Source organism: Sphingomonas horti, assembly GCF_009753715.1.
GTDB classification, from domain to species: Bacteria; Pseudomonadota; Alphaproteobacteria; order Sphingomonadales; family Sphingomonadaceae; genus Sphingomonas_B; species Sphingomonas_B horti.
Genome location: NZ_WQMS01000020.1, coordinates 152,708 through 177,096 on the forward strand (window position 1 = coordinate 152,708; position 24,389 = coordinate 177,096).

Consider the following 24,389-nt stretch of genomic DNA (forward strand, 5'->3'; position numbering starts at 1 on the left):
CCCGGCTCAAGGCCGGGATGACGGGTCAGGAGCGCGTCAGCAGGCCGTGGTTCTTCTTGCCGGCGGAGACGCGGACGGGATCGGCGCCGACGGTGACCATCAGCGCCTCATCCTCGACTTTCTCGCCGGCCATGCGCGCGCCGCCCTGCTTGATCAGCCGGCGCGCCTCGTTCTTCGACGCGGCGAGGCCGAGGCCGACCAGCGCGTCGACAATGCCGATGCTGCCGCCCGGCACCGCCAGACTCGGCAAGGCCTCGCCCGCGGTGCCTTCCTCGAAGGTGCGGCGCGCGGTCTCGGCGGCCTCGTCCGCCGCCGCGCGGCCGCGGCACATGGCCGTCGCTTCGTTGGCGAGAATTTTCTTCGCTTCGTTGATCTCCGCACCTTCGAGTGCTTCGAGCCGGGCGATCTCGTCCAGCGGCAGGTCGGTGAACAGGCGCAGGAAGCGGCCGACGTCGCGGTCGTCGGTGTTCCGCCAGAATTGCCAATAATCATAAGCCGAGAGCTGGTCTTCGTTCAGCCAGACCGCGCCGGACATGGTCTTGCCCATCTTGCCGCCGTCCGCCGTGGTGATCAGCGGGGTGGTGACGCCGAACACCTCGGTGCCGTCGACGCGGCGCGCGAGTTCGATGCCGTTGACGATGTTCCCCCACTGGTCCGATCCGCCCAGCTGCAGCCGGCAGCCGGCGCGGCGGCTGAGCTCCAGGAAGTCATAGGCCTGGAGGATCATGTAGTTGAACTCCAGGAACGACAGCGACTGCTCGCGATCGAGCCTGAGCTTCACGGAATCGAAGCTCAGCATCCGGTTGACTGAGAAATGCTGGCCGATGTCGCGCAGGAACGGGATGTATTCGAGCTTGTCGAGCCATTCGGCATTGTCGAGCATGACCGCGTCGCTGGGGCCGTCGCCGAAGGTCAGGAAGCGCTCGAACACGGTGCGGATCGACGCGATGTTGGCGGCGATCGTGTCGACCGTCATCAGCTTGCGCGCTTCGTCCTTGAAGCTCGGATCGCCGACCTTGCCGGTGCCGCCGCCCATCAGCACGATCGGCTTGTGCCCCGCCTGCTGGAGCCGGCGCAGCAGCATGATCTGCACAAGGCTGCCGACATGAAGCGACGGCGCGGTCGGGTCGAAGCCGATATAGCCGGGCACGACTTGCTTGTTCGCCAGCGCATCGAGCGCCGCGGCGTCGGTGACCTGGTGGATGTATCCGCGTTCGTCGAGTAGGCGGAGGAGGGGAGAGGTGTAGGCGGTCATTGCGCGGGCGCGACTAGCATGGAGAATTGGATTTGGGGAGCATTTGGGGAATTCATCAGCTCATATCGCATCCGGGCACGCCACCGCGAGCGATCTCCGGGGTTACCGCGCAGCTTCTTGTCTTGGACGGCAAGTCGATGGAGATCGAGTTTGGCGTGCGCGGTAGGCGACATCTGTTGCTCGCGCCCGAGGGGGAGCCGGCCCGCACGGACGGGCTGTGGCAGACAACCTGCTTCGAGGCTTTTATCCGCCCGATCAAATCCGAAGCATATCTTGAACTGAACTTTTCACCCTCGTTCGCCTGGGCCGCCTACTCTTTTGATCGCTACCGTGAGGGGATGCGGCCGCTGCCCATGCGCGTCGATCCTGAAATCGCGGTGACTGATCCAGCTACCGAGCATGACTATTTCCATCTTTCGGCTGAGTTTGAGCCGCCGTCTTTGCCGGCCCCCCTGTCGCTGGGCCTCTCCGCGGTGATCGAGGAGAAGGACGGCACCAAATCCTACTGGGCGCTGCGCCATCCGCCCGGCGACAGGCCCGATTTCCATCATCCCGATTGCTTTGCGCTCGAACTCCCGCCAGCAAGCGACACATGAAATTCGGTATCGATCGGCTGCTCGCCGACCCTGAGCTTCGTGCGCCGCTGGAAGGCAAGCGGGTCGCGCTGCTGGCGCATCCGGCCTCCGTCACCGCGGACCTGACGCATTCGCTCGATGCGCTGGTCGCGGCGGGGTTGAACGTGACGGCGATGTTCGGGCCGCAGCACGGCGTGCGGGGCGACCTTCAGGACAACATGATGGAGTCGGCGGACTTCACCGATCCGGTGTACGGCATCCCCGTGTTCAGCCTCTATGGCGAAGTGCGGCGGCCGACCGGCCAGTCGATGCACATGTTCGACACGATCCTGGTCGACCTGCAGGATCTCGGCTGCCGCATCTACACGTTCATCACCACGCTCCGCTACGTGCTGGAAGCCGCGGCCGAACATGGCAAGGCAGTGTGGGTGCTCGACCGGCCAAACCCCGCCGGGCGGCCGATCGAGGGACTGACCCTTCGCGAAGGATGGGAGAGCTTCGTCGGCGCCGGGCCGATGCCGATGCGGCACGGGCTGACGCTCGGCGAGCTCGGCCGCTGGTTCATCGAGCAGCTGAAGCTCGACGTCGATTACAAGGTGATCGAGATGCGCGGCTGGCGGCCGGGCGCGGAACCGGGCTTCGGCTGGCCGCTGGAGGAGCGGGTCTGGATCAACCCCAGCCCCAATGCGCCGAACGTCAACATGGCGCGCGCCTATGCCGGCACGGTGATGCTGGAAGGGACGACGCTCTCTGAAGGGCGCGGCACGACGCGGCCGCTGGAGCTGTTCGGCGCGCCGGACATCGACGCGAAGGCCGTGATCGCCGAGATGCGCCGGCTCGCCCCCGGCTGGCTTGAGGGTTGCGCGCTCCGCGAAATCTGGTTCCAGCCGACCTTTCACAAGCATGCGAAGACGCTGTGCAATGGCGTCCACACCCATGCGGAAGGGCGGTTCTACGACCATCAGGCGTTCAAGCCGTGGCGGCTGCAGGCGCTGGCGTTCAAGGCCATCCGGCGGCTGTGGCCCCATTATGACCTGTGGCGCGACTTCCCGTACGAATATGAGTTCGACAAGCTCGCGATCGATGTGATCAACGGGTCGCCGCGCTTGCGCGAATGGGTCGACGAGGCGGCCGCGGCACCGGGCGACCTAGACGCGATCACGCTGCCGGACGAGCAGGCCTGGGAAGAGGAGCGGCGCAGCTTTCTTCTCTATTGAGCAGCCCGGCTCTAAGCCCCGCGAAACGTGCCGGAATCCCGACGAGCCGAGCGCGAGAAATATTCTCGAATCTCGCTGTGGGAATTAACCATCATTTTACGATTGCGGGGCAGCATGAAAAGCCTGGAGCGGTTGGGGAATCGCTTCACGAGCGCCGGGGAGAGGGTCGCTGTGGAATCGAACGTCCGTTACTATGCACGTCGCGCTGCGTATGAAGCCAATGCCGCCGCGAAGGCTGTGACGCCTGAGGCGGCAATGCGCCGCCGCGCGCTGGCCGACATGTTCGCGCGCAAGGCGCAGGAACTCTGCGCCTGATCTGAGCGCGGTTGGCGGCGCGCTCCCGCGCCGCTAAGGCCGCTCCATGCCCAAGCAGCGCGCCGACCAGCTTCTCGTCGACCGCGCCCTCGCCGAAAGCCGCACCCGCGCCCAGGCGCTGATCCTTGCCGGCCTCGTCTTCTCCGGCGAGCGGCGTATCGACAAGCCCGGCCAATCCCTTCCCGGCGATGCGCCGATCGAGGTGCGCGGGCGTGACCATCCCTGGGTTTCGCGCGGCGGCATCAAGCTGGCGCACGGGCTCGACCATTTCGGCTGGGACGTGAGCGGCGCGGTCGCGATCGACGTCGGCTCCTCAACCGGCGGCTTCACCGACGTGCTGCTGAGCCGCGGCGCCGCGCGCGTGTACGCGGTCGACAGCGGCACCAACCAGCTCGCCTGGAAGCTGCGGCAGGATCCGCGGGTGGTGGTGCTGGAGCAACTGAGCGCGCGGCTGCTGACAGCCGGGCATATCCCCGAGCCGATCGACATGATCGTCTGCGACGCAAGCTTCATCGGTCTTGCCAAGGTGCTGGAGGTGCCGCTGACCTTCGCCAGGCCCGCCGCACGATTGCTGGCGCTGATCAAGCCGCAATTCGAGGCCGGACGCGACGAGGTCGGCAAGGGCGGCGTCGTCCGCGATCCGGCGGTGCACGCGCGCGTCTGCGACGAAGTGGCGGCATGGGTCGCGGACCAGGGCTGGCGCGTCGAAGGGATCGTGCAGAGCCCGATCACCGGCCCGGAAGGCAATATCGAGTTCCTGATCGCGGCGGCGCGGGGCTGACGCCGTTCGTCGAACCGCGACGCATCCGGTCGAAAGTTCCGCCGTCGCAACGGCTTGTGCGGCATGGTCGGATCATGCGCCTGCTCATCCGTTCCGCCGCCGTCGCCGCGCTGCTGTGCTCCACCGCAGCGCTCGCGCAGCGCACGACCGACAATGCGACCACGCAGTCGCGCGACGCCTTCGGCAAGCGCGTCGGCGACGAGCAGATCGGCATCTACAACCCGTTCGACGTGCGCGGTTTCTCCGCCGTCGATGCCGGCAATACCCGCATCGAAGGCCTGTATTTCCAGCAGCAGTCGAACCCCACCGACCGGCTGATCGAAGGGTCGACGATGCGCGTCGGCATCTCGGCCCAGGGCTATCCGTTCCCGGCGCCGACCGGCATCGCCGATTATTCGCTGCGGAAGCCGGGCGACAGGACGATCGCAAGCGTGGTGCTGCGCTACGGCCCGTTCGACGCCCAGGTCGGCCAGCTCGATGTCGGCCTGCCGATCGTCGACAAGCGTTTAGGCGTGCAGGCCGGCATCGCCTATTACAACGACAACCAGCATTTCGGCGGCACGCCGCAATATCTCTCGCTCGGCGCGACGACGGTGTGGAAGCCGGTCGACGGCGTCGAGATCATTCCCTTCTGGAGCTCGATTCACACCAACTCGCAGGAAGCGCAGACTTTGGTGTTTGTGCCGAAGGATGCGACTTACCTGCCGCCACGGGTCAAGCGCGGAGTCTTCGCCGGCCAGCCCTGGGCAACCTATGAGGGCATCAACTGGAACACCGGCCTGATCGCGAAGGCATCTCTGACAGGTTTCGACGTGGCCGCGGGCGCGTTCCGCTCGGTCAGCCACGACGCGCAGAACGCAGTCGATCTGCTGTTCGACGTCAGCCCCGACGGGGACGCGGCCGACCGCCACGTCTTCATCGATCGCGGCAACCGCTTCGGTGCCACGTCGGGCGAGTTTCGCGTCTCGCGTGATTTCGACGAAGGCGATCGCCGCCACACGATCATCGCGACGGTCCGCGGGCGCGACCAGAAACGGCTCTATGGCGGCTCTGCGGACGTTGCGCTCGGCCCGACAGTCTGGGGAGAGGTGGACTACCGACCGCTGCCCGATCTCGTGTTCGGGCAGAAATCGCGCGACCATGTCCGCCAGGTCACGGCCGGCCTGGGCTACCAGCTGAAATGGCTGAAGGTGGGCGAGTTCGGCGTCGGCCTGCAGAAGACCGACTATAAGAAGGACGTGATCACGCCTCAAGGGCGGCTGCCGGAATCGAAGTCCTCGCCCTGGCTACTGAACGCGAACGCGGCGATCGAGCTGACCGACGCTGTCGTTATCTATGGCAGCTATGCGCGCGGGCTGGAGGAGAGCCCGGTCGCGCCCGATCGCGCCGTCAACCGCGACGAGGCGCCGCCCGCTTTCAAGACCGAGCAGAAGGACGCCGGCATTCGCTGGGCGATCGCGCCCGATCTGTCGGCGATCGCCGGGTTGTTCGAAATCACCAAGCCCTATTTCAACCTGGATTCGGCCGCTCGCTTCCGGCAGCTCGGGCAGTTGCGCCACCGCGGCGTCGAGCTCTCGCTCGCCGGCCGGATCGCGCAGGGGCTGAACATCGTCGCCGGCACGGTCTTCCTGGACGCCGAAGTGACCGGAGAGCTGGTCGATTCGGGCGTGATCGGCGGCAAGCCGGTCGGCGCGATCGAGCGGCACAGCATCCTGAGCGTCGATTACCGCTTCCCGGACAGTCCCTTTTCGATCGACGCCTTCGCTGAGGAAACAGGCGACCGGGTCGCGAACGTCGCCAACACGCTGGTGGTGCCGCCGCGCGCGGTGCTGGCGGTCGGCGGCCGCTACCGCTTCAAGATCGGCAAGTCGAACGCGCTGATCCGTGCCCAGGTCGGCAACGTGTTCAACAATTACGGCTATGGCGTCGGCGGCAGCGGCTTCTTCGTGTACAACCTGCCGCGCCGGCTGAGCGTCACGCTGACCACCGACATCTAGCGCCCCACCCGCCTTCAGGTTTGCACGGCCGCCTGCGATTCCGCTCGTTCCTCACTTGCGTCAAAGATTGCGCGTCTCCGCGATGACGTTAAGGTCGGCGGTTCAGCGGACCGGGAGGGGCGATATGCGGACGATGCACGCTTGGATGGCGCCGTTTTGCGCGCTGCTGCTGGTGCTGGCTCCCGATGCCGCGGCGGCGCCCGATCCAGCCTTGCCCGGGCTTGAGCAGAGCCTCGCCTTTCCGTTCGTCGGCGACCTGACAGCGTCGAAAGAGGGCGAGAGCATCGCCTGGGTCGGCCGCCAGAACGGCGTGCGCAACATCTGGGTGGCGAGCGGGGCCGACTTCCATCCGCGGCAGGTCACCGATTCGCGGGACGATGATGGGCAGGAGCTCACATCGCTCGCCTTCTCGCCCGACGGGCGCCGGATCGCCTGGGTGCGCGGCGGCGATCACGACTCCAATTGGGAAGCCGAAGGGCATCTCCAGCCCAATCCGGCCAGCGGGGTCGAGCAGCCGCATCTGACCGTCTGGACCGCCGAGGTCGCCGGCGGCGCGCCGCGCGAAGTCGCCGAGGGTGACGCGCCGGCGGTCACCGACAGCGGCCGCATCGCGTTCGTGCGCGAGGGCAAGGTCTGGATCGCCGAGCCCGGCGCGAAGCCCGAACGGCTGTTCTTCGATCGCGGCGACGTCGGCGACCTCGCCTGGTCCCCGGACGGGCGGCGCCTGGCGTTCGTTTCCGACCGCGGCGATCATTCCTTTGTCGGCATCTACAGCGGCAAGGACCGGCCGATCCTGTGGCTGGCCCCATCGACCGGACGCGACGACAATCTGGTCTGGTCGCCCGACGGCAGGCGGATCGCCTTCACGAGGCGTCCAGGCAGCGGCGGCGCCCCCCAGCCGCTGCTGGAGGAAGTGAAGCAGCCCTGGTCGATCTGGGTCGCGGACGCGCAGACCGGCGACGGTGCGGCGGTCTGGCGGAGCCCCGACACGATGGAAGGCTCATACACGTCGGCGCCGGATGGACCGGTGCTGCGCTGGGCGGCGGGCGACCGCCTGACCTTCCGCGCGGAAATGGATGGGTGGCCGCACCTCTACTCGGTGCCTGCGACGGGCGGCGCGGCAATGCTGCTGACGCCGGGCGACTATATGGTCGAGCATGTGGCGCTGAGCGGCGACGGCAAGTGGCTGCTCTACAGCGCCAATAGCGGGCGGGCCGCGGGCGACCATGACCGGCGGCACATCTTCCGGGTGCCGGTCGACCGCGCGGCGCCGGAGGCGCTGAGTGCCGGCGAAGGGCTGGAATGGACGCCGGTGCCGGCGGGCGACGGCATCGCCTTCGTCTCGGCAACCGCCAAGCGGCCGCCGGCGCTGCACTGGATCGGCGCCGACCGGCGCGGGGAACGCGCGCTTGGGGCGTCGCCCATTTACGCGACCGATAGCCTGGTGGTGCCGAAGCCTGTCACGTTCCGCGCGGGCGACGGGCTGCTGATCCACGGCCAGCTGTTCGACGCGCCCGGCGGCAAGGCGAAGAAGCCGGCGCTGATCTTCGTGCATGGCGGGCCGCCGCGGCAGATGCTGCTCGGCTGGTCCTATATGTATTATTATTCACATGCCTATGCGATGAACCAGTATCTGGCCTCGCGCGGCTTTGCCGTGCTGTCGGTCAATTACCGGCTGGGCATCGGCTATGGCCGGGCCTTCCATCATCCGAAGGATGCGGGAGCGCGCGGCGCTTCCGAATATCGCGACGTGATCGCCGCCGCGCGGTTCCTGCAGGGCCTGCCGCAGGTCGATGGCGGCCGGATCGGTATCTGGGGCGGCTCCTATGGCGGCTATCTGACCGCGCTCGCGCTCGCCCGCGACAGCGATACCTTCAAGGCCGGTGTCGATTTCCACGGCGTCCACGACATGTCACGCACGCTTTACGAACGCCGGGGACCGCCGAAACGCTACGAGCAGGGCGACTGGGATGCGGCGCTGAAGACCGCCTTCACCAGCTCGCCGGTCGCCGACGTCGCGACCTGGCGCTCGCCGGTGCTGCTGATCCACGGCGACGACGACCGCAATGTCCGCTTCAGCCAGACGGTCGATCTGGCCCGGCGGCTCGACGAGCAAGGCGTGCGGTATGAGGAGCTGGTGTTCCCCAATGAGATCCACGATTTCCTGCGCCACCAGGACTGGCTGAAGGCGGATCAGGCGACGGTACGGTTCCTGGAGCGCGAGCTGAGGCCGTAGTCGCTCCCGCCGCCGTACGCGAACTCGGCGCCGTCCAAGTCGATCGCCGGGATTTCGGCCGCTTCGCGCCAGTAATCCTGGTTGTGCATCCATTCGGGCTTGTCGCCGCGGCGGGGCATCAAATGCATGCCGCGCATCAGATAGCCGGGATTGAAATTCTCCGGGTCGATCCAGTCGCGCAGCTCCATGTCCGCGTCTTCGGGGCGCAGGCGGACCTCGACCCGCTCCGCGCCGATCTCGTGCATATGATTGAGCAAGCGGCAGACGAAATCGCCCAGCAGGTCGACGCGGAGCGTCCAGCTCGCGCGGAAATAGCCCATCACCCAGGCGAGATTGGGCACGCCGGTGAACATCATGCCGCGATAGTTCACCGTCTTTGACCAATCGACCGGCGCGCCGTCCACCGCGAAGGCAATGTCGCCCATCATGCAGAGGTCGAAGCCGGTCGCGGTGATGATCACGTCGGCCGGCAATTCCTCGCCCGATTTCAGGCGGATGCCGCCGTGCGTGAAGCGGTCGATCTCGTCCGTCACGACCGAGGCCTTGCCGTCGCGGATCGCGGCCAGCAGGTCGCCGTCGGGAATGAAGGCGATGCGCTGCTGCCACGGGCGATATCGCGGGTTGAAATGCCGCTGCACCTGATCCTCGGGCAGGAAAGCGCGCACGCCTTCCAGCAGCTCGTGGCGCAGCGTCTCCGGCTCCTCGAACGAGCGGCGGTTGAGCTCGCTCAGCTGGTGCAGCACCGCGCGGCGCGCGATCTCGTGAATCCAGCTTTCGTCGATCTGCAGCACCTTCAGCGTCTCGACCAGCTCGTTGATGTTGCGCCCGGGAATGAAGAAGGTCGGCGAGCGCTGCAGCAGGGTCACGTGCGCGCAATCCCCGGCGATGTTCGGGATCAAGGTCGCCGCGGTCGCGCCGGAGCCGATGCAGACGACACGCTTGCCTTTCAGCGCGAGATCGTCGGGCCAGGTCTGCGGATGGACGATGCGGCCCTGAAACTCGGCCATGCCGGGCCATTCGGGCGTGTAGCCCTTCGAATGGCGATAATAACCCTGGCACATCCAGAGGAAGCCGGCGGTGAAGGTCAGCCGCTCGCCGGTATCGAGGCGCTCCACGTCCAAGGTCCAGAGATTGTCGGTGCTCGACCAGTCCGCCGCGAGGATGCGGTGGCGGTAGCGGATATGGGCTGCGAGCCCGTTCTCCGTGATCACCTCGCCCATGTAATGGAGAATCTCTTCCGCGGTGGCGATCGGGTTGCCGACCCATGGTTTGAAGCGATAGCCGAAGGTGTAAAGGTCGCTGTCCGACCGGATGCCGGGATATTTGTGCGTGATCCAGGTGCCGCCGAAGCTCTGCTGCTCCTCAAGCACCAGGAAGCTGCGGTCCGGGCATTGGTCGCTGAGGTGATAGGCTGCCCCGATGCCGGAAATGCCGGCGCCGACCACAATCACGTCGACATGGGTGACTTGATCGCCTCTCGCCATCGCCTCCGACTCCTTCATCCGCATAGTGCCGCGCGGCGCGTCCGATTCAACCCCGTTGCGCTTCGCCGCCTGACCCTGCATTGGGCGCGGGTGAGCGGCCCCGTGAACGACTGGCTGAATTTCGTGCAGCGTATGGCGCGCAATCCGCGCGCGATCGGTGCGATCAGCCCGGCGAGCGCCGCCCTGGCCGAAGCGATGGCCGCGCAGGTCGACTTCTCGCTGCCCGGCCGCGTGCTGGAGCTTGGGCCCGGCACCGGCGCCGTTACTAAGGCGCTGGTTCGCCGTGGCATGGGCTCCGACAGCGTCGTCGCGATCGAGGCGGACGCGACCTTCGCGCGGCTGCTGCGGGCGCGGTTTCCCGGCCTGGAGGTCATAGAGGGCGACGCGACCGATGCGCGCCGGCTGCAGCGGCTGGGGCCCTTCAGCGCAATCATCTCCAGCCTGCCATTGCTCAATTTCCCCAATCACGAGCGCGTCTCGCTGGTGCGTGAGCTGCTGCGGCTGGTGCCGCCGGGCGCGCCCTTCGTGCAGTACAGCTATGGCGTGAAGCCGCCGCTGCCGCGCTCGGCCGACGTTCGAATAACGTTGGCCGCAAAGGTGTGGCGCAACGTGCCGCCGGCGCGAATCTGGGTGTTCCAGGCTGCGGGCGCGGAAATGCCCGCGGCCCAGCGAGTGTGGGAGAATGTCGGATGAAGACGCGCGCAGCAGTCGCGTTCGCGGCCAAGCAGCCGCTGGAGATCGTCGAGCTGGACCTGGAAGGTCCCAAGGCCGGCGAAGTGCTGGTGGAGATCATGGCGACCGGCATCTGCCACACCGATGCCTATACGCTGAACGGCTTCGACAGCGAGGGGATCTTCCCGTCGATCCTGGGCCATGAAGGCGCCGGCATCGTGCGGGAGGTGGGCGCCGGCGTCACGTCGGTGAAGCCGGGCGACCACGTCATCCCGCTCTACACGCCCGAGTGCCGCCAGTGTAAGTCGTGCCTGTCGGGCAAGACCAATCTCTGCACCGCGATCCGCGCGACGCAGGGCAAAGGCCTGATGCCGGACGGCACCAGCCGCTTTTCCTACAAGGGCCAGACGATCTACCATTATATGGGCTGCTCGACCTTTTCGAACTTCACGGTGCTGCCCGAGATCGCGGTCGCGAAGATCCGCGAGGACGCGCCGTTCAAGACGAGCTGCTATATCGGCTGCGGCGTCACCACTGGCGTCGGCGCCGTGGTCAACGCCGCCAAGGTGCAGGTCGGCGACAATGTCGTCGTGTTCGGCCTGGGCGGGATCGGCCTGAACGTCATCCAGGGCGCGAAGCTTGCCGGCGCCGGCCGGATCATCGGCATCGACATCAATCCCGACCGGGAGGAGTGGGGCCGCAGGTTCGGCATGACCGACTTCCTGAACACCAAGGGCATCTCGCGCGACGCGATCGTCGCCAAGGTGGTCGAGCTGACGGACGGCGGCGCGGACTACAGCTTCGATGCGACCGGCAATACCGAGGTGATGCGCACCGCGCTCGAATGCTGCCACCGCGGCTGGGGCACCTCGATCATCATCGGCGTGGCCGAGGCCGGCAAGGAGATCAGCACTCGCCCGTTCCAGCTCGTGACCGGCCGAAACTGGCGCGGCACCGCGTTCGGCGGCGCCCGGGGCCGCACCGACGTGCCGAAGATCGTCGACTGGTATATGGAGGGCAAGATCGCGATCGACCCGATGATCACGCACGTGCTCTCGCTCGACGAGATCAACAAGGGATTCGACCTGATGCATGCCGGGGAGAGCATCCGGAGCGTGGTGGTTTACTGAAAGGGAGGCAGCAGATGTTCAGCCATATGATGGTCGGATCGAACGATATCGCGCGTTCGAAGAAATTCTACGACAGCCTGTTCGGCGCGGTCGGCGGCAAGCCTGGCTTGCAGGACGAGAAGGGCCGGCTGATGTACATGCACAATGGCGGCATCTTCATGGTGACCAAGCCGATCGACGGCCAGCCGGCCACGCACGCCAATGGCGCGACCATCGGCTTCGCGATGGAGAATCCGGCACAGGCCGACGCCTGGCACAAGGCGGGCCTTGAAGCGGGCGGCACCGCGTGCGAGGACCCGCCGGGCGTGCGCGAGGGATCGGCGATGAAGCTCTATCTCGCCTATCTGCGGGATCCCGACGGCAACAAGCTCTGCGCGCTGCACCGGATGCCGGGCTGACCGGGGTGGAGACGGTCTCGTCCTGGCGCAGCCATCACGGCACCCAGGGCGTCTACAGCCACGGATCGGAGGCGACGGGGACGGAGATGGTCTTCTCCGTCTTCGTTCCCGACCACGAGCCGGGCGCGCGGTTGCCGGTCGTCTGGTATCTGTCCGGCCTGACCTGCACCCACGCGAACGTCATGGAAAAGGGCGAGTATCGCGCCGCCTGCGCTGAGCTGGGCCTGATCTTCGTCGCGCCGGACACGAGCCCACGCGGCGAAGGCGTGGCCGACGATCCGGCCTATGACATGGGGCAGGGCGCCGGCTTCTATGTCGACGCGACGGAGGCGCCCTGGGCCTCTCATTTCCGGATGCGGAGCTATGTCGAAGACGAGCTCCCGGCCGTGGTTGCGGCGCATTTCCCCGCCGACATGGACCGGCAGGCCATCACCGGCCATTCGATGGGTGGCCATGGCGCGCTGACGATCGGGTTGCGCAATCCGGAGCGGTTCCGCGGCGTCTCCGCCTTCGCGCCGATCGTCGCGCCCAGCCAGGTCCCGTGGGGCGAAAAGGCGCTCGCCGGTTATCTCGGCCGCGATCGCGCGAAGTGGCGCGACTATGACGCGGTCGCGCTGATCGAGGACGGCGCGCGTGTGCCCGAAATCCTGGTCGATCAAGGCGAGGCCGACGCGTTCCTGGCCGAGCAGCTTCGCCCGGCCCTGCTCCGGGGCGCGTGCGAGGCGGCGGGAATCGACCTGACGCTCCGGATGCAGCCCGGCTACGACCACAGCTACTACTTCATCTCGACGTTCATGGCCGACCATCTGCGCTGGCACGCGGAGCGGTTGCGCGGCTGACGGGTTGATGCGGGATGACCGGACCAGCCGATTATGACGTGGCCGAGATCATGGGCGGGCTCTACGGGCTTGGCATCATCGGCCTGAAGCATGCTTTCGCGCGCGATTGGGTCGAGCGGGTGGCCCAAGACATCTGGGCGATCTGGGATGACGTGAAGGACGTGCCCGGCGGCGCGCTGCCGCGGGGGCCGGAGCGCTTCTATGTCGAGGTTCATCCGGAGCGCATCCGCGGCTTCCCCGATATCGCGATCCATCCCTGGTTCGTGGCGGTGTGCGAGGCGGTGCTGGGGCCGGACTACCGGATCGTCGAGGTCGGGTTCGATATCCCCTTCCCCGGCGCCGCCGACCAGCCCTGGCACCGAGATTTCGCGGTGCCCGAGGCGACCACGAAAGGCAGACGGCTGAACTCGCTCGCCTTCAACCTGACCATGGTCGACACCCGGCCGGAACATGGCCCGTTCGAGATCGCGCCCGGCACGCAATGGGACCAGTTCGAAGGCTGCCCCAAGGGCATGTTCCCGCCGCGCGCGCTATGGCCGCGCTACATCGCCCGGGCCGAGCAGAAACTGCCGCAGATGGGCGACATCTCGGCGCGATCGGCGCTGACCGTCCATCGCGGAACTGCCAACCGCTCGAACGAGCCGCGCCCGGTGCTGGTCGTCGGCGTCGACGCGCCGGACGCGATCAACGCTCATCACCACGACCTGCAGGTCACGCCGGCCTATCTCGATGCGCTGCCGCCATGCATCCGCGATCACCTGACGTATCGTGTCGTCAAAAGGCTCGAGCCGATCATCCAGGCCCACACGATCCAAGGCCTGCTGGAGCCGGCTTACTAATCGGGTCGTCATCCCGGGCCTCATCCGGAATCCACCCGCCTTCCTGACGCAGATAGGCCCCGGCTCAAGGCCGGGGTGACGGATCATGATACCTCGACCCGGTCAGGATAGAATGCCAGCCGGACGGAGAGCAGGGCGCGGAAGGCCTTGTAGCCGCCGGTGCCGGGCGGGAAGGCGTGGAAGAACAGGCGCGGCACGCCGTCGGGGCCGGGCGCGACCGAAGGATGGCCCGGACCCCACCATCGGGTGCTGGTGCGGAGCAGCGGCTCCGGCATCTTGACGTAGGGGCCAAGCGGGTCGTCCGCGATCGCGACGCCGATGCCGTAATCGGGCGTCGAAAAGTCATTGCCCGAATAGAAGAGGTAAAAGCGCCCCTGCTGCTCGGTCACCCAATTGCCTTCGATCAGATGTCCTTCCCAGGCGAGGTCGTTGACCAGCACGACGCGGCGCTCGCCGGCCAGCCCTTGGCCGTCCGGACTCAGCGCTTGCGCGTAAACCGGAGTACGCATCGCGGCGATCACGTCGGAATGGGCGTGGAGCCGCTCGCGCACCTGGCCGTAGCGGGCGACGACTGCCTCGATCATCGGCTGCAGCGAAAAGAATTGCTCCATCGGCGTCGCGCGCTCGGCCCAGCGCCAGAGACCCGCGCAGAGCTGGGCCGTGCGCCGATCGGCAGCAGAATCGAACAGCTTGTCGATCAGAATGGGGTCATCGCGTAGCAATCGCGCCAGCTTGCGCGGCCAGACCGCATTCGAATCCTCCTTCCAGAACAGCAGCGTGGTGCCGTCCGGGCGGACGAAAAGGTTGGCGTCGATCACCCCGCCGGTGAGCAGCGGCTCCGGATCGGCCGTGAACGGGCCGCCCGGCGAGTCGGCGCGGGCGAGGCCGATGCAGAGCTCCCGCTTGTGATTGCGCGCGGTGAAGCAGAGCAGATAGCCGCTGCCGACACGGTGCAGCTCCGGCGCCCAAAAGTCGGCCACGCCTTCGCCGGTGATCGCCCAGGCCGGCGCCTGCCCGCGCGGAAAGACGAAGCCCGCCAGCTCCCAATCGCGGAGGTCGCGCGAGCGCAGGATCGGGAAAGCGTCCGGGGCGTCGTTCGAGGTGACGACCAGGCGGTAGCCGTCCTCGGTCCGCAGCACGGCCGGGTCGCCATAGCCGTCGCGGATGCGGGGATCGATGTTGCGCGTCAGCAGCGGCTCGATGCGATTATCGGCGGGCGGGGTCTCGAACGCTTCCCGCCCACGTGGACGACGGGTGCCGAAGTCGACAGCAATCGCGCGGAACAGGTCGAGCCAGGCGCCATGCTCCCGTTCTTCGACCGTATAGACGCAGCTTCGATCCGCCTCGGTGACGCGAATCTGCAAGGGGGCGCCGTTGATCACCTTCACCCACAGCATCGGATCAGGCAGCCCAGGCGCGCAGGAACACGTCGACGGCGGCGTCGATCTCCCGCTCGATCTCCGCTGCGTCCGGCGGGCCGATCAGGCCGACCAGATGCGACTGGATCGAGCCGGCCCAGAGCCGCCCGACAAAGGTCAGGCTCGCATCGGCCGGATCGCCGGCGCGAAGCCGGCCCCGCGCCATCAGCTCGGCGATATAGGCGCGCAGCCGCGCCTTGCCGCGCGCGGGGGCGCGTTCGTGAAACAGTCGCGCAAGCTCCGGAAAGCGCCCCGCTTCGCCGATGCAGAGCCGATGCAGATCGACGATCGGGCGGGCATGGACCGTCGCCAGCAAGGCGCGACCCATGGTGCGGAGCGACTCGGCGATGTCAGCCGTGGGGTCGAACTCGACCTCCAGCGCGCGGCCATAGCGCTCGACCAGGTCGTCGACCACGGCCGCGAACAATTCCTGTTTGGAAGGGAAATAGGTCCATAGGGTCGTCTTCGACCCGCCGACCGTGGCGGAGATCGACGACATGGAGGTGGCGCCGTAACCCTTGGAAAAGAAAGCCTCCCGCGCTGCCGCCACGAAGGCATCACGCCGCGCGTCGCGGCCGATGGGTCTTTCGTCGTCTGTACCAGGCGGTATCATTTCGATTGACAGTCTTTCGCGGCGGGAGCAGGGGGCGCAACCGTACTGCCCAGTATGATGGATCGCATGGCCAGGATCAAACCCGTAATTGCCGCAGGCGCCGCGATCGCTCTGGCCGGCTGCGCCTCGGTCCCGACGCTCGCGCCGAAGCCCAGCCTGGCATCGCCCGAAGCGCTTGGGGCGGAGCGGAGCCTTGCCGGCGCGCAAGGGCCCTGGCCGGTGGCCGACTGGTGGCGCGGCTTCGGCGATCCGCAGCTTTCCCGATTGATCGACGAGGCGTTGGCCGGCTCGCCGGACGTGGCCGCCGCCGCGGCACGCGTGCGCGCGGCAGAGGCGTTAGCGCAGCAGGCCGGTGCCGCGCTCCAACCGCAGGCCCAGCTCGACGCGACGGCAGGCGGCGTGAAGCAGAGCTACAATCTCGGCATCCCGCGCCAGTTCGTGCCCAAGGGGATCATCGACACGGGCCGGATCACCGGCAGCTTCGCGTTCGACTTTGACCTGTGGGGCAGGAACCGCGCCGCCCTCGCCGCGGCCACGTCGGACGCGCAGGCCGCTGCCGTCGATGCCGCCCAGGCCAGGCTGATGCTCTCGACCGGCATCGCCGCCGCCTATGCCGAGCTGGCGCAGCTGTTCGCAGAACGCGATGTCGCGGCGGAGGCGGTGCGCGTTCGCCAGGCGACCGCCGAGCTGACCGCGAAGCGCGTGCTGAACGGCCTCGACACGCGCGGCGAGCAGCGCCAGGCGGAATCCCGCGTTCCGGCTGCCCGTGCCGAGGTCGCCGCGCTCGACGAAGCAATCGCGCTCACGCGCAACCGGCTGGCGGCGCTGGCCGGCGCCGGCCCGGACCGCGGCCTCGCGATCGAGCGGCCGCAGCTGACCGCGGCCGGCGCGGCGCTACCCGACCGGGTTGCGCTCGAGCTGATCGGCCGGCGGCCCGACATCGTCGCCGCGCGGCTGCGCACCGAGGCCGCGGCGAGCCGGATCAAGGTTGCGCGCGCCGAATTCTACCCCAACGTCAACCTGGCGGCGATCGTCGGCCTGCAATCCTTCGGGCTCGACAGGCTGTTCGACAGCGGCTCGCTTTACGGCTATGCCGGCCCGGCGCTCAGCCTGCCGCTGTTCGAAGGCGGCCGGCTGGAAGGCAATTACCGCGGCGCGCGCGCCCGCTACGACGAAGCGGTCGCGCGCTACAACGGCACGCTGGTGACGGCGCTGCACGAAGTCGCCGATGCAGTGGCCAGCCTGCGCGCGCTCGACACGCGCCTGGCCGAGCAGCGCCAGGCGCTGGCAGCGGCGGAGGAAGCCGCAAGGATCGCCCGCATTCGATATCAGGGCGGGCTCGCCAACCAGCTGACCGCGTTGCAGGCGGACGACACGGTGCTCGCCAACCGCCGCGCCGTCACCGACCTGGAGGCGCGCCGATTCACGCTCGACATCGCCCTGATCCGCGCGCTCGGTGGCGGATTCGAAGGGCCTCAAATTGCAGGACTTCGCTGATGGCCGATATCAATCCCGAGGACATGCCGGTCGGCGATGTCGAGGACACCGCGCCCGCGCTGCGCGCGCGGCGGAAGCGCTGGTTCGGTATCCTCGCGCTGGTGCTGCTGGCGGGCGCCGTTGTCTGGGGCATCTGGTTCCTGCTGACCCAGGCCGGTCGCGTATCCACCGACAATGCCTATGTCGGCGCCGACACCGCGCAGGTGACGCCGCTGATCTCGGCGCCCGTCGCCGAGGTCCGGGTCGCCAACACCCAGGCGGTGAAGAAGGGCGACATCCTGGTGGTGCTCGACCCCGCCGATGCGCGGATCGAAGTCGCGCAGGCGCAGAGCGCGCTTGCCCAGGCCGAACAGAAATACCGGCAGGCGCGCGCCAATGTCGGCGCGGCGCAGGGCCGGGCGGCGGCGCGGGGCTCGGAGATCGAGCAGGCGCGCGCCCGGCTGCGCGATGCCGAAGCGACGCTCAATCGGGCGGGCATCGAGCTTCGCCGGCGCGAGGCGCTGATCTCGTCCGGCGCCGTCTCCGGCGACGAGCTGACCGCCGCGCGCACTGCGTTCCAGTCGGCCCAGGCCGCGCGTGCGCTTGCCCGCGCCGGCGTCGAGAGCGCGGAGGCCACGCAAGCCGCGGCGACCGGGGAGCTGAACGCGTCCGAGGCGCTGGTCGAGGGCACCAGCATCGGCACCGCGCCTGAAATCTTGGCCGCCCGCGCCCGGCTTCAACAGGCGAAACTCAATCTGGAACGCACGGTGATCCGCGCACCGATCGACGGCATAGTCACCAACCGGCAGGTGCAGGTCGGGCAGCGCGTCGCGGCCGGTGCCCCGGTCATGACCCTGGTGCCGATCGCCGCCGCCTATGTCGACGCGAACTTCAAGGAAGACCAGCTGGCGAAGGTGCGGCCGGGCCAGCCGGTCGAGCTGACGTCCGACTTCTACGGCGGCGACGTCGTGTTCCATGGCCGCGTCGTCGGCTTTGCGGGCGGCACCGGTGCGGCCTTCGCGCTGATCCCGGCGCAGAACGCGACCGGCAACTGGATCAAGGTCGTGCAGCGCCTGCCGGTGCGGATCGCGCTCGACCCGAAGGAACTGAAGGCCCACCCGCTCAGGGTGGGCCTGTCGATGGAAGCGACGGTGGACACGCGGGGCTCCTGATGGCGACCACCTCCGCCGCGCTCGACAAATTCGCAGAAGGACCGAGCCTTCACGGCTGGCGGCTCGGGCTTGCCGCCTTTTCGCTCGCGCTCGCCAATTTCATCGTCGTGCTGGACACGACGATCGCCAACGTCTCGGTGCCGCACATCGCCGGCGGCCTTGCCGTCTCGCCGAGCCAGGGGACGTGGACGATCACCAGCTATGCGGTCGCGGACGCGATCAGCGTGCCTTTGACCGGCTGGCTGGCGGCACGCTTCGGCAGCGTGCGCTGGTTCCTCATCTCGCTGATCGGCTTCGGCCTGTTCTCGTTTCTCTGCGGGATTGCCAGCACGCTCTACATGCTGGTCGCCTTCCGGGTGATGCAGGGGCTGTGCGGCGGCCCGCTGATGCCGCTGTCCCAGACCTTGCTGATGCGCATCTTCCCCAAGGGGCGGCAATCGGCCGCGCTCGGCATCTGGGCGATGACGACGACGGCGGCGCCGATCCTCGGCCCGATCCTGGGCGGCATCATCAGCGACAATTGGTCCTGGCCGTGGATCTTCTTCATCAACCTGCCGGTGGTCGCGCTCTGCGTGTTCCTCGTCTCGCAACTGGTGACGCCGTTCGAGACCAAGATCCTTCGCGCACGCATCGACGTGATCGGCCTCGTGCTGCTGATCCTGTTCGTGGGCGCGCTCCAGATCATGCTCGACACCGGCCGCGACAATGACTGGTTCCATTCGACCTGGGTGGTCGCGCTGGCGCTGATCGCCGCGATCGGCTTCGCCGCGTTCCTGATCTGGGAAACGACGGAGAAGAACCCGATCGTCGACATCAGCGTGTTCCGCTACCGTGGTTTCGTCGCCGGCGTGCTGGCGGTGTCGCTCGCCTTCGGCGCCTTCTTCGCGCAGGTGGTGCTGACTCCGCTCTGGCTGCAGCAGGTGATCGGCTATACCGCGACCGATGCCGGCTATGTCGTCGCCTGGCTCGGCCTGTTCGCGGTGGTCATGTCGCCGATCGCGGCCAGGATGACGGACAAGGTGGACCTGAGGATCACGGTCAGCGCCGGAATCGTCTGGCTGTTCCTGATGTCGTTCATGCGTGCGCGCTGGTCGACCGAGTCCGATTATTGGACACTGGCCTTGCCGCACATCCTGCAGGGAATCGGGATGCCGTTCTTCTTCATCGGGCTGACCGCGCTTGCACTGGGCTCGGTGCCGCCGGACAAGGTCGTCGCGGCGGCCGGGATGATGAGCTTCTGCCGCACGCTGTCGGGCGCGTTCGGCACCGCGCTGGCAACGACGATGTGGGACAATGCGAACGCCAATGCGCGCGGCCAGCTGGCCGGCGCGCTGAACGGTGTCCCGGACGCGATCGCCAGGATCGAAGGGCGAGGGGCGGGGCATGAACAGGCGCGCGCCGCGATCGACCGGATGGTCGAGGCGCAGGCGGCGACGATCGGGGTGATCCACATCTTCCTGATTGCGGGCGCCGTGTTCCTGGTCGCGGCCGCCCTGGTCTGGATCGCGCCCAAGGGCCGTGCAGCCGGGATCGGCGGCGGCCACTAGCTTGACTCCGCGCACCCCCGCCCATAGGTGCGCACCTCTCCGCCGAAGGCCCCTTCGTCTAGCGGTCCAGGACGTCGCCCTCTCACGGCGAAAACACGGGTTCGAGTCCCGTAGGGGTCACCAATCTCGCCCATGCTGCTGAAAATCCCGGTTTTACACTGGGTTCACCTATGGCTGGTACAGCCAGCTGATACAGCGAGGCGGGATCTTGGTTCAGATGGCAACGCCGTGGCGGCATCCCCAGACTGGGGGCCTATTACATTCGGCGGCAGATTCCCGCAGCACTTCGGCCGCAATTCGACGGCCGGGCGCTGTGGAAGGTCGGGCTCGGGACGAAGGACCCGGACGAGGCGCGGCGCAAGTTCGTCGTCGCGACCGCGGAGCTGGAAGCGCGCTTTGACGATGCTAGGAAGGCGCTTGCGGCCAGGGGCACCCGCCGGACATCAGACCGGATCGCGCTCGGGCGCTGCTGAAGCGCGCGGTCGAGCGCGAAGCAAAGGCCGTTTTCCGATTCTCCGCCGCATCTGGTGCTGCGAGAAGGCTGCGTCCGCGATACTTCAGGCGCCGATCGCGCTGATGCCAGCGGACCAGGCCGAGGACATTGCACGACTGGATCCACGGCTGCTGCCCGGCGATGTGTCCCTCCGAGCGGCTCGCACGCGTTCGGCGACGAGAGGCTCGCAATGGCCGATTCGCCGAGCCTTAAGGCGCAGCTGGCTGCCGCTGCTCGACGAGCACCTGGAATGACGTCCAGGTGCATGCGGTTGCGGCGACTGAATTCCCGCATTCGGCGATCGGAATATGCTGGCGGAACGGAGCGCTTTTGCCCGTCAGCGGCGTGAGTGTGCGAAGCTGATCCATCGTCTGCGCCCGATAGAAGGCGCGCACATAGCGATCGCCCTTCCTGTCGCGCACGAGCTCGAAGCCGAGTGCGCTGCCGGGCGGTACGTCATCAGCGGGGTAACTCGGGACTTTCCAGTGCAGCTTCAGATATCCGCCCAGATCGGCAATGTTGGTATCGTGGCCGGCGAGCAGCGTCAGCTTCGTGTTTCCCGACAGCGCCATCACGATTTCCTTTGCGATGGGCGCTGCAGCGGCACGCGCCACATAGTCCGGCCGGTTCGAATATCTGAACTTGAGCGGATGAAATCGGAGCAACTGCTCGATCTGGGCGCGGCTGACCCGTCCCCAGCCGACATCCTTCATCGGCATCCCTTCCAGATATTCGAGCAGCAAGGTCTGGCTTGCCGTTGATGCGATATCGAGCGGGCCTTCCAGCTCCGGACGGCCGTGCGGGACGGCGACGAGGCGGTTGGGCGCAGCCAGGGCCTGGCAGGCGGGCAAGGCGCAGTCCAGCACATGGGCAAGCAGCAGCAGGTCCCGGCGATAGGCGTGCTCTTCGGCGGCGATCCCGCCCTTGGGCGCGAGCGCCAGCGCTTCGCGCCGCGCCTGCTCGCCGTCGAACCAGGCCGGCTGGTCGTCGAGGCCGTGGAAGATCGGGTCCGCTTCCCCGTCCTGCGGATGGGAAACGGCCGCCGGGCAACCGGGCATGAAGCCTTCGCCCCAGCTTTCTGCGGTGCGGATCGCCCGCTGCTTGCCGCTCGCCTTCAGCACGACCGAGCCGGCGTCAGGGCAGCCCGGTCCGAACAGCCCGCGCGTTGCATAATAAAAGCGGTCGGCTTCCCCGAGTAGCTTCACGCCAGCGGCACCGCGCGGCGTCAGCAGGCCGTAATCGACCGGCCAGCTCGGCCATTTCTCGTTCGTGTAGCCGGCGGGGACTACATTGGGTTTGGTTGGTGGACGGATGCCGTGGCGCATCAGCATCACCACGCGTTCGACCTTGAGCTGAGGAGCGCTGGCCGGCCTGGCGATAACGGGCGTCGCCGCGAAGCAAAGAACGGCCGCGGCGGCGCGGAGAAGGAATGCAGTCTTCACGGCAATCTCCTGTGCAATCCACATTCTATTATATAAATATCCAGAAAATCAATTTCATTGAGCGCCGAAGCTGCGCCGGACTAGAATGCCGACAAGGGGGCGCGTGCCAAGGTCGCGCACTTCGACATAGCGCAGCGGCAAGGCTGCCCGGGAGCCGGCATAGATCGCGCGGCTTCGCTCGACATGGCGGCCGGTCAGGTTCTCGGCAAAGGCGCGGACGGTCCAGCGCGGCGCAAGCTTGTATTCCGCGAAGACGGAGAGGCGGCCGGCGATGCGCGTGCGCCGGATCTCGTTGAAACGATACTCGATCTCGTCGGTGGCGATCAGATAATCGATGCCCCAGCGAAATCCCGCGGCCGGGCGATCCTGCGTGAAATGGATTTCGCCGTCGATCGGCTGCTCGCCGGAGATACGGCGCCGCTCGCCCGTGGTCGGATCGACAACCGAGGTCCAGCGATAGCCCAGTTCCGCCCTCAGCAACCCGCCGGCGATGCCGAGCCGATCGAGCGGCAGATTGAGGTCCGCCGCGATCTTGGACTTGGCGCCGCTACCGATATTGCCCGGCGCGTCAAAGGCGAAGTCCGGCCCGATCACGCCGACACGGTCGAGCGTGTGCGACTTCCATTCGTGCCGCGCGGTCAACACCAGCGCGCCGTCGCCCCGGAAGCGCCGCTCCCAGGCCAAGGAGGCAATCCAGGTCCGCTCCGGCTCCAGATCGACATTGCCGGCGGTGATGGTGCTGGACGTCAGCGAGGTCGAGCTGACGAAGTCGCCGAAATCCAGCTGCGAGACTTCGCGTTCGACCCGCAGGCGCCACTGGCTGTACGGACCGGAGGACCAGGCGATCGCCAGCCGCGGCTTCGGGAACACGAAGGATTTGACCAGCGACGAGTCGCCGCTCTGCGTCAGCCGCGACGCTTCGACGCGAATGCCGGCTTCGATCGTCAACGGCCTCGACGGCTGCCAGGTCGCGGTGGCGAAGCCTTCGACACGTCGTTCCGCGACCCGGACATTGGCGGCGGGCAAGGGCACGGCGACGCTGTCGATCGCGAGCGCCGAGTGGCTATCGAGATAATTGTACGCCGCTTCGCCGCCGCCCTCCAGCGACAACGTGGCCGAGGGTTTCCATCTCAGCACCGCGCGGCCGATGCTTTCGCCGCCCTTGGCGCGCTCGGCCACCGCTTCGGTTTCGGCCCCGTCGTCCGACTGTTCGCTCGCATTGTCGCGCGACAGGCGCTGGAGCCCGGTAAGCCCGACCGACCAGCTTTTCCCGATAGATCGGTTCCAGTTCAGCCCAAGCTCCAGATTGTCCTTGGTCTCGAGCTCCAGCACCCGTTCGAGGCCCGGATCGGGCGCTAGGAAGGTCAGGTCCGTGTCGGCGCGTTCGCGTTCTCGGCTGGCGGAAGCGGAGAGCTGGAGCCGTCCCCCGACAAATCTGCGCTCATGGCCCAAGGTCGCCCGCGCGCCGCGAAAGCCGTCATGCTCGTCGTAGATCGCGCGCTCGCGGATCGATCGGTCGGCATTGGTCCGGATGCGGGGGCCGCGGCCCTTTTCATCATCGATTGTCTGATAGAGGTACAGTGACGCTTCACTGACCCGATCGCCGCTGCGGCGGGAGATATCGGCGCGCAGATCCCGAGAGAGGCGGCCGTCGCCGTAGCGGGCGAACGTCGCCTCAGCCTGGCCGCGCACCGCCGCTTCGGACCGGCGCATGACATTGGCGAGCACCGAATAGCCCTGCATGTCAATACCCTGCGCGCCGCCGCGAATCAGCTCGATGCGCAGCACTGAGGCGGCCGGAATGCGCTTCAGGATCGCATCCAGCCGGTCCGCCTTGGCGGCCGGTCGGCGGCCATCGACGAGCACGTTGCCGGCCGCGCCCGATAGGCCGCGTACATCGGCGTCGCCTTCGTCGAACTGAAAGCCGGGCAGGCGCAGGATCATGTCGTAGGCGTTCGCGGGCTGGGCTTCTGCGAAGAAGGCGGCCGGATAGACGAGCGTGTCGTCCGCGGCCTTCGCCGGATGGGCGAGCGTGCCGCCGAGGAGGACTGTGCAGAGGATCGAGAGCTGGACCGGGCGGATCATGACGGGATGGATGCGGGATGCCGGCTGACAGGTCGTCGACGCCGATCGTCAGCTTGTTGTCAGCGCGCCTGTGCCAGTCCTGCCGACATGACAAAGCTACATTACATCCTCGCCGCGGGCCTGCTGATCGGCACCGCCCCGCTCGCTCTCGCCAAGGACAAGGACGACATCGCCGAGCAGAAAGCCGCGAGCGAAGCGCTCGCACGTGGCGAAATCCTGCCCATCGTCCGCGTGCTCGGCATCGCCACCGCCCAGGTTCCGGGCGACGTGCTGAAGGTGAAGCTGGAGCGCGAAAGGTTCGGCTTCAAATATGAAGTGAAGATTCTTGCGCATAACGGGCGGGTGCGCGAAGTCGAGCTGGATGCCCGCACGGGCAAGATCCTGTCGATCGAGGACGATTGAGGC

The 24,389-nt window shown here is 67.5% G+C and carries 22 protein-coding genes and 1 tRNA gene; 17 read left to right on the plus strand and 6 right to left on the minus strand.

Annotation, left to right across the window (positions count from 1 at the left end; all coding sequences use genetic code 11):
* Positions 1–25: 25 nt before the first annotated feature.
* Positions 26–1,255, minus strand: a complete 1,230-nt coding sequence (tyrS, locus tag GON01_RS16180; RefSeq protein ID WP_157028414.1) for a tyrosine--tRNA ligase — start codon at positions 1,253–1,255, stop codon at positions 26–28.
* 137 nt (positions 1,256–1,392) lie between these two features.
* On the opposite strand from tyrS, the gene GON01_RS16185 reads away from it, so the two are divergent.
* The 6 genes from GON01_RS16185 (at position 1,393) to GON01_RS16210 (ending at position 8,376) form a co-directional block, all read left to right on the plus strand.
* The gene (locus GON01_RS16185; protein ID WP_157028415.1) at positions 1,393–1,851 is read left to right on the plus strand and encodes a DOMON-like domain-containing protein; all 459 of its coding nucleotides are present in this window, start codon (positions 1,393–1,395) and stop codon (positions 1,849–1,851) included.
* Positions 1,848–3,047: an exo-beta-N-acetylmuramidase NamZ family protein gene (locus tag GON01_RS16190; RefSeq protein ID WP_157028416.1), complete on the plus strand. Its 1,200-nt coding sequence runs from the start codon at positions 1,848–1,850 to the stop codon at positions 3,045–3,047. Before GON01_RS16185 ends, GON01_RS16190 begins: the two co-directional genes overlap by 4 nt.
* Positions 3,048–3,074: 27 nt before the next feature.
* Positions 3,075–3,362, plus strand: a complete 288-nt coding sequence (locus GON01_RS16195) for a hypothetical protein (RefSeq protein ID WP_157028417.1) — start codon at positions 3,075–3,077, stop codon at positions 3,360–3,362.
* Between the two features lie 46 nt (positions 3,363–3,408).
* Entirely contained in the window at positions 3,409–4,143 is a 735-nt protein-coding gene (locus tag GON01_RS16200) for a TlyA family RNA methyltransferase (RefSeq protein ID WP_157028418.1), read from the plus strand.
* Between the two features lie 74 nt (positions 4,144–4,217).
* Positions 4,218–6,140, plus strand: a complete 1,923-nt coding sequence (locus GON01_RS16205) for a TonB-dependent receptor domain-containing protein (RefSeq protein WP_157028419.1) — start codon at positions 4,218–4,220, stop codon at positions 6,138–6,140.
* A 133-nt stretch (positions 6,141–6,273) separates the two neighbouring features.
* Entirely contained in the window at positions 6,274–8,376 is a 2,103-nt protein-coding gene (locus GON01_RS16210) for a S9 family peptidase (RefSeq protein ID WP_198159877.1), read from the plus strand.
* Here GON01_RS16210 and GON01_RS16215 read toward each other — a convergent pair.
* Positions 8,334–9,860 (minus strand): flavin-containing monooxygenase, encoded by a 1,527-nt coding sequence (locus tag GON01_RS16215; protein ID WP_198159878.1) that lies wholly within the window; start codon positions 9,858–9,860, stop codon positions 8,334–8,336. The two genes, GON01_RS16210 and GON01_RS16215, sit on opposite strands and share 43 nt — an antisense overlap.
* Positions 9,861–9,962: 102 nt before the next feature.
* Here GON01_RS16215 and GON01_RS16220 point away from each other — a divergent pair, with 102 nt between their 5' ends.
* From GON01_RS16220 to GON01_RS16240, 5 genes are read left to right on the plus strand one after another with little or no spacing between them, the layout of a single operon-like run.
* Positions 9,963–10,553: a class I SAM-dependent methyltransferase gene (locus GON01_RS16220; RefSeq protein WP_198159879.1), complete on the plus strand. Its 591-nt coding sequence runs from the start codon at positions 9,963–9,965 to the stop codon at positions 10,551–10,553.
* Positions 10,550–11,662, plus strand: a complete 1,113-nt coding sequence (locus GON01_RS16225; protein ID WP_157028423.1) for an S-(hydroxymethyl)glutathione dehydrogenase/class III alcohol dehydrogenase — start codon at positions 10,550–10,552, stop codon at positions 11,660–11,662. Before GON01_RS16220 ends, GON01_RS16225 begins: the two co-directional genes overlap by 4 nt.
* Before the next feature lie 14 nt (positions 11,663–11,676).
* The gene (locus GON01_RS16230) at positions 11,677–12,060 is read left to right on the plus strand and encodes a VOC family protein (protein WP_157028424.1); all 384 of its coding nucleotides are present in this window, start codon (positions 11,677–11,679) and stop codon (positions 12,058–12,060) included.
* On the plus strand, positions 12,057–12,899 hold the full coding sequence (fghA, locus tag GON01_RS16235; RefSeq protein ID WP_157028470.1) for an S-formylglutathione hydrolase: 843 nt from the start codon (positions 12,057–12,059) through the stop codon (positions 12,897–12,899). The genes GON01_RS16230 and fghA overlap by 4 nt, the downstream gene beginning before the upstream one ends.
* Positions 12,900–12,913: 14 nt before the next feature.
* Positions 12,914–13,738, plus strand: a complete 825-nt coding sequence (locus GON01_RS16240; protein ID WP_157028425.1) for a phytanoyl-CoA dioxygenase family protein — start codon at positions 12,914–12,916, stop codon at positions 13,736–13,738.
* A gap of 83 nt (positions 13,739–13,821) precedes the next feature.
* On the opposite strand, the gene GON01_RS16245 is transcribed toward GON01_RS16240, so the two are convergent.
* Both GON01_RS16245 and GON01_RS16250 read right to left on the minus strand, forming a co-directional pair.
* Positions 13,822–15,135 (minus strand): glycoside hydrolase family 43 protein, encoded by a 1,314-nt coding sequence (locus tag GON01_RS16245; protein WP_157028426.1) that lies wholly within the window; start codon positions 15,133–15,135, stop codon positions 13,822–13,824.
* Between the two features lie 4 nt (positions 15,136–15,139).
* The gene (locus GON01_RS16250; protein ID WP_309503946.1) at positions 15,140–15,706 is read right to left on the minus strand and encodes a TetR/AcrR family transcriptional regulator; all 567 of its coding nucleotides are present in this window, start codon (positions 15,704–15,706) and stop codon (positions 15,140–15,142) included.
* Between the two features lie 129 nt (positions 15,707–15,835).
* Between GON01_RS16250 and GON01_RS16255 the strand changes: the two genes are divergently transcribed.
* The 5 genes from GON01_RS16255 to GON01_RS17370 all read left to right on the plus strand — a co-directional run bounded on the left by GON01_RS16255 (position 15,836) and on the right by GON01_RS17370 (position 20,437).
* Complete coding sequence (locus tag GON01_RS16255) at positions 15,836–17,266, plus strand: efflux transporter outer membrane subunit (RefSeq protein WP_181600295.1); 1,431 nt, start codon at positions 15,836–15,838, stop codon at positions 17,264–17,266.
* Positions 17,266–18,417 carry an HlyD family secretion protein gene (locus GON01_RS16260; RefSeq protein WP_408640937.1) on the plus strand — a complete coding sequence of 384 codons (1,152 nt, stop codon included), beginning with the start codon at positions 17,266–17,268 and terminating at the stop codon, positions 18,415–18,417. Before GON01_RS16255 ends, GON01_RS16260 begins: the two co-directional genes overlap by 1 nt.
* Complete coding sequence (locus GON01_RS16265; RefSeq protein WP_157028429.1) at positions 18,417–19,964, plus strand: DHA2 family efflux MFS transporter permease subunit; 1,548 nt, start codon at positions 18,417–18,419, stop codon at positions 19,962–19,964. The genes GON01_RS16260 and GON01_RS16265 overlap by 1 nt, the downstream gene beginning before the upstream one ends.
* A 47-nt stretch (positions 19,965–20,011) precedes the next feature.
* Positions 20,012–20,087, plus strand: a tRNA-Glu gene (locus GON01_RS16270).
* Between the two features lie 122 nt (positions 20,088–20,209).
* Positions 20,210–20,437: a DUF6538 domain-containing protein gene (locus tag GON01_RS17370; protein WP_408640938.1), complete on the plus strand. Its 228-nt coding sequence runs from the start codon at positions 20,210–20,212 to the stop codon at positions 20,435–20,437.
* Positions 20,438–20,666: 229 nt separating this feature from the next.
* Here the strand turns inward: GON01_RS17370 and GON01_RS16275 are convergent, their stop codons facing one another.
* Positions 20,667–21,899 (minus strand): histidine-type phosphatase, encoded by a 1,233-nt coding sequence (locus tag GON01_RS16275; protein ID WP_181600296.1) that lies wholly within the window; start codon positions 21,897–21,899, stop codon positions 20,667–20,669.
* Between the two features lie 54 nt (positions 21,900–21,953).
* Entirely contained in the window at positions 21,954–23,984 is a 2,031-nt protein-coding gene (locus GON01_RS16280; protein WP_157028431.1) for a TonB-dependent receptor plug domain-containing protein, read from the minus strand.
* Between the two features lie 87 nt (positions 23,985–24,071).
* Between GON01_RS16280 and GON01_RS16285 the strand changes: the two genes are divergently transcribed.
* Positions 24,072–24,386: a PepSY domain-containing protein gene (locus GON01_RS16285; RefSeq protein ID WP_181600297.1), complete on the plus strand. Its 315-nt coding sequence runs from the start codon at positions 24,072–24,074 to the stop codon at positions 24,384–24,386.
* Positions 24,387–24,389: the final 3 nt, after the last annotated feature.

What these genes read in the sequence shown, in the direction of transcription:
- tyrS (WP_157028414.1), bottom strand. Translation starts at nt 1,255, where the DNA reads ATGACCGCCTACACCTCTCCCCTCCTCCGCCTACTCGACGAACGCGGA.
- GON01_RS16185 (WP_157028415.1), top strand. Translation starts at nt 1,393, where the DNA reads ATGGAGATCGAGTTTGGCGTGCGCGGTAGGCGACATCTGTTGCTCGCG.
- GON01_RS16190 (WP_157028416.1), top strand. Translation starts at nt 1,848, where the DNA reads ATGAAATTCGGTATCGATCGGCTGCTCGCCGACCCTGAGCTTCGTGCG.
- GON01_RS16200 (WP_157028418.1), top strand. Translation starts at nt 3,409, where the DNA reads ATGCCCAAGCAGCGCGCCGACCAGCTTCTCGTCGACCGCGCCCTCGCC.
- GON01_RS16205 (WP_157028419.1), top strand. Translation starts at nt 4,218, where the DNA reads ATGCGCCTGCTCATCCGTTCCGCCGCCGTCGCCGCGCTGCTGTGCTCC.
- GON01_RS16210 (WP_198159877.1), top strand. Translation starts at nt 6,274, where the DNA reads ATGCACGCTTGGATGGCGCCGTTTTGCGCGCTGCTGCTGGTGCTGGCT.
- GON01_RS16215 (WP_198159878.1), bottom strand. Translation starts at nt 9,860, where the DNA reads ATGGCGAGAGGCGATCAAGTCACCCATGTCGACGTGATTGTGGTCGGC.
- GON01_RS16225 (WP_157028423.1), top strand. Translation starts at nt 10,550, where the DNA reads ATGAAGACGCGCGCAGCAGTCGCGTTCGCGGCCAAGCAGCCGCTGGAG.
- GON01_RS16230 (WP_157028424.1), top strand. Translation starts at nt 11,677, where the DNA reads ATGTTCAGCCATATGATGGTCGGATCGAACGATATCGCGCGTTCGAAG.
- GON01_RS16240 (WP_157028425.1), top strand. Translation starts at nt 12,914, where the DNA reads ATGACCGGACCAGCCGATTATGACGTGGCCGAGATCATGGGCGGGCTC.
- GON01_RS16245 (WP_157028426.1), bottom strand. Translation starts at nt 15,135, where the DNA reads ATGCTGTGGGTGAAGGTGATCAACGGCGCCCCCTTGCAGATTCGCGTC.
- GON01_RS16255 (WP_181600295.1), top strand. Translation starts at nt 15,836, where the DNA reads ATGGCCAGGATCAAACCCGTAATTGCCGCAGGCGCCGCGATCGCTCTG.
- GON01_RS16260 (WP_408640937.1), top strand. Translation starts at nt 17,266, where the DNA reads ATGGCCGATATCAATCCCGAGGACATGCCGGTCGGCGATGTCGAGGAC.
- GON01_RS16265 (WP_157028429.1), top strand. Translation starts at nt 18,417, where the DNA reads ATGGCGACCACCTCCGCCGCGCTCGACAAATTCGCAGAAGGACCGAGC.
- GON01_RS16280 (WP_157028431.1), bottom strand. Translation starts at nt 23,984, where the DNA reads ATGATCCGCCCGGTCCAGCTCTCGATCCTCTGCACAGTCCTCCTCGGC.
- GON01_RS16285 (WP_181600297.1), top strand. Translation starts at nt 24,072, where the DNA reads ATGACAAAGCTACATTACATCCTCGCCGCGGGCCTGCTGATCGGCACC.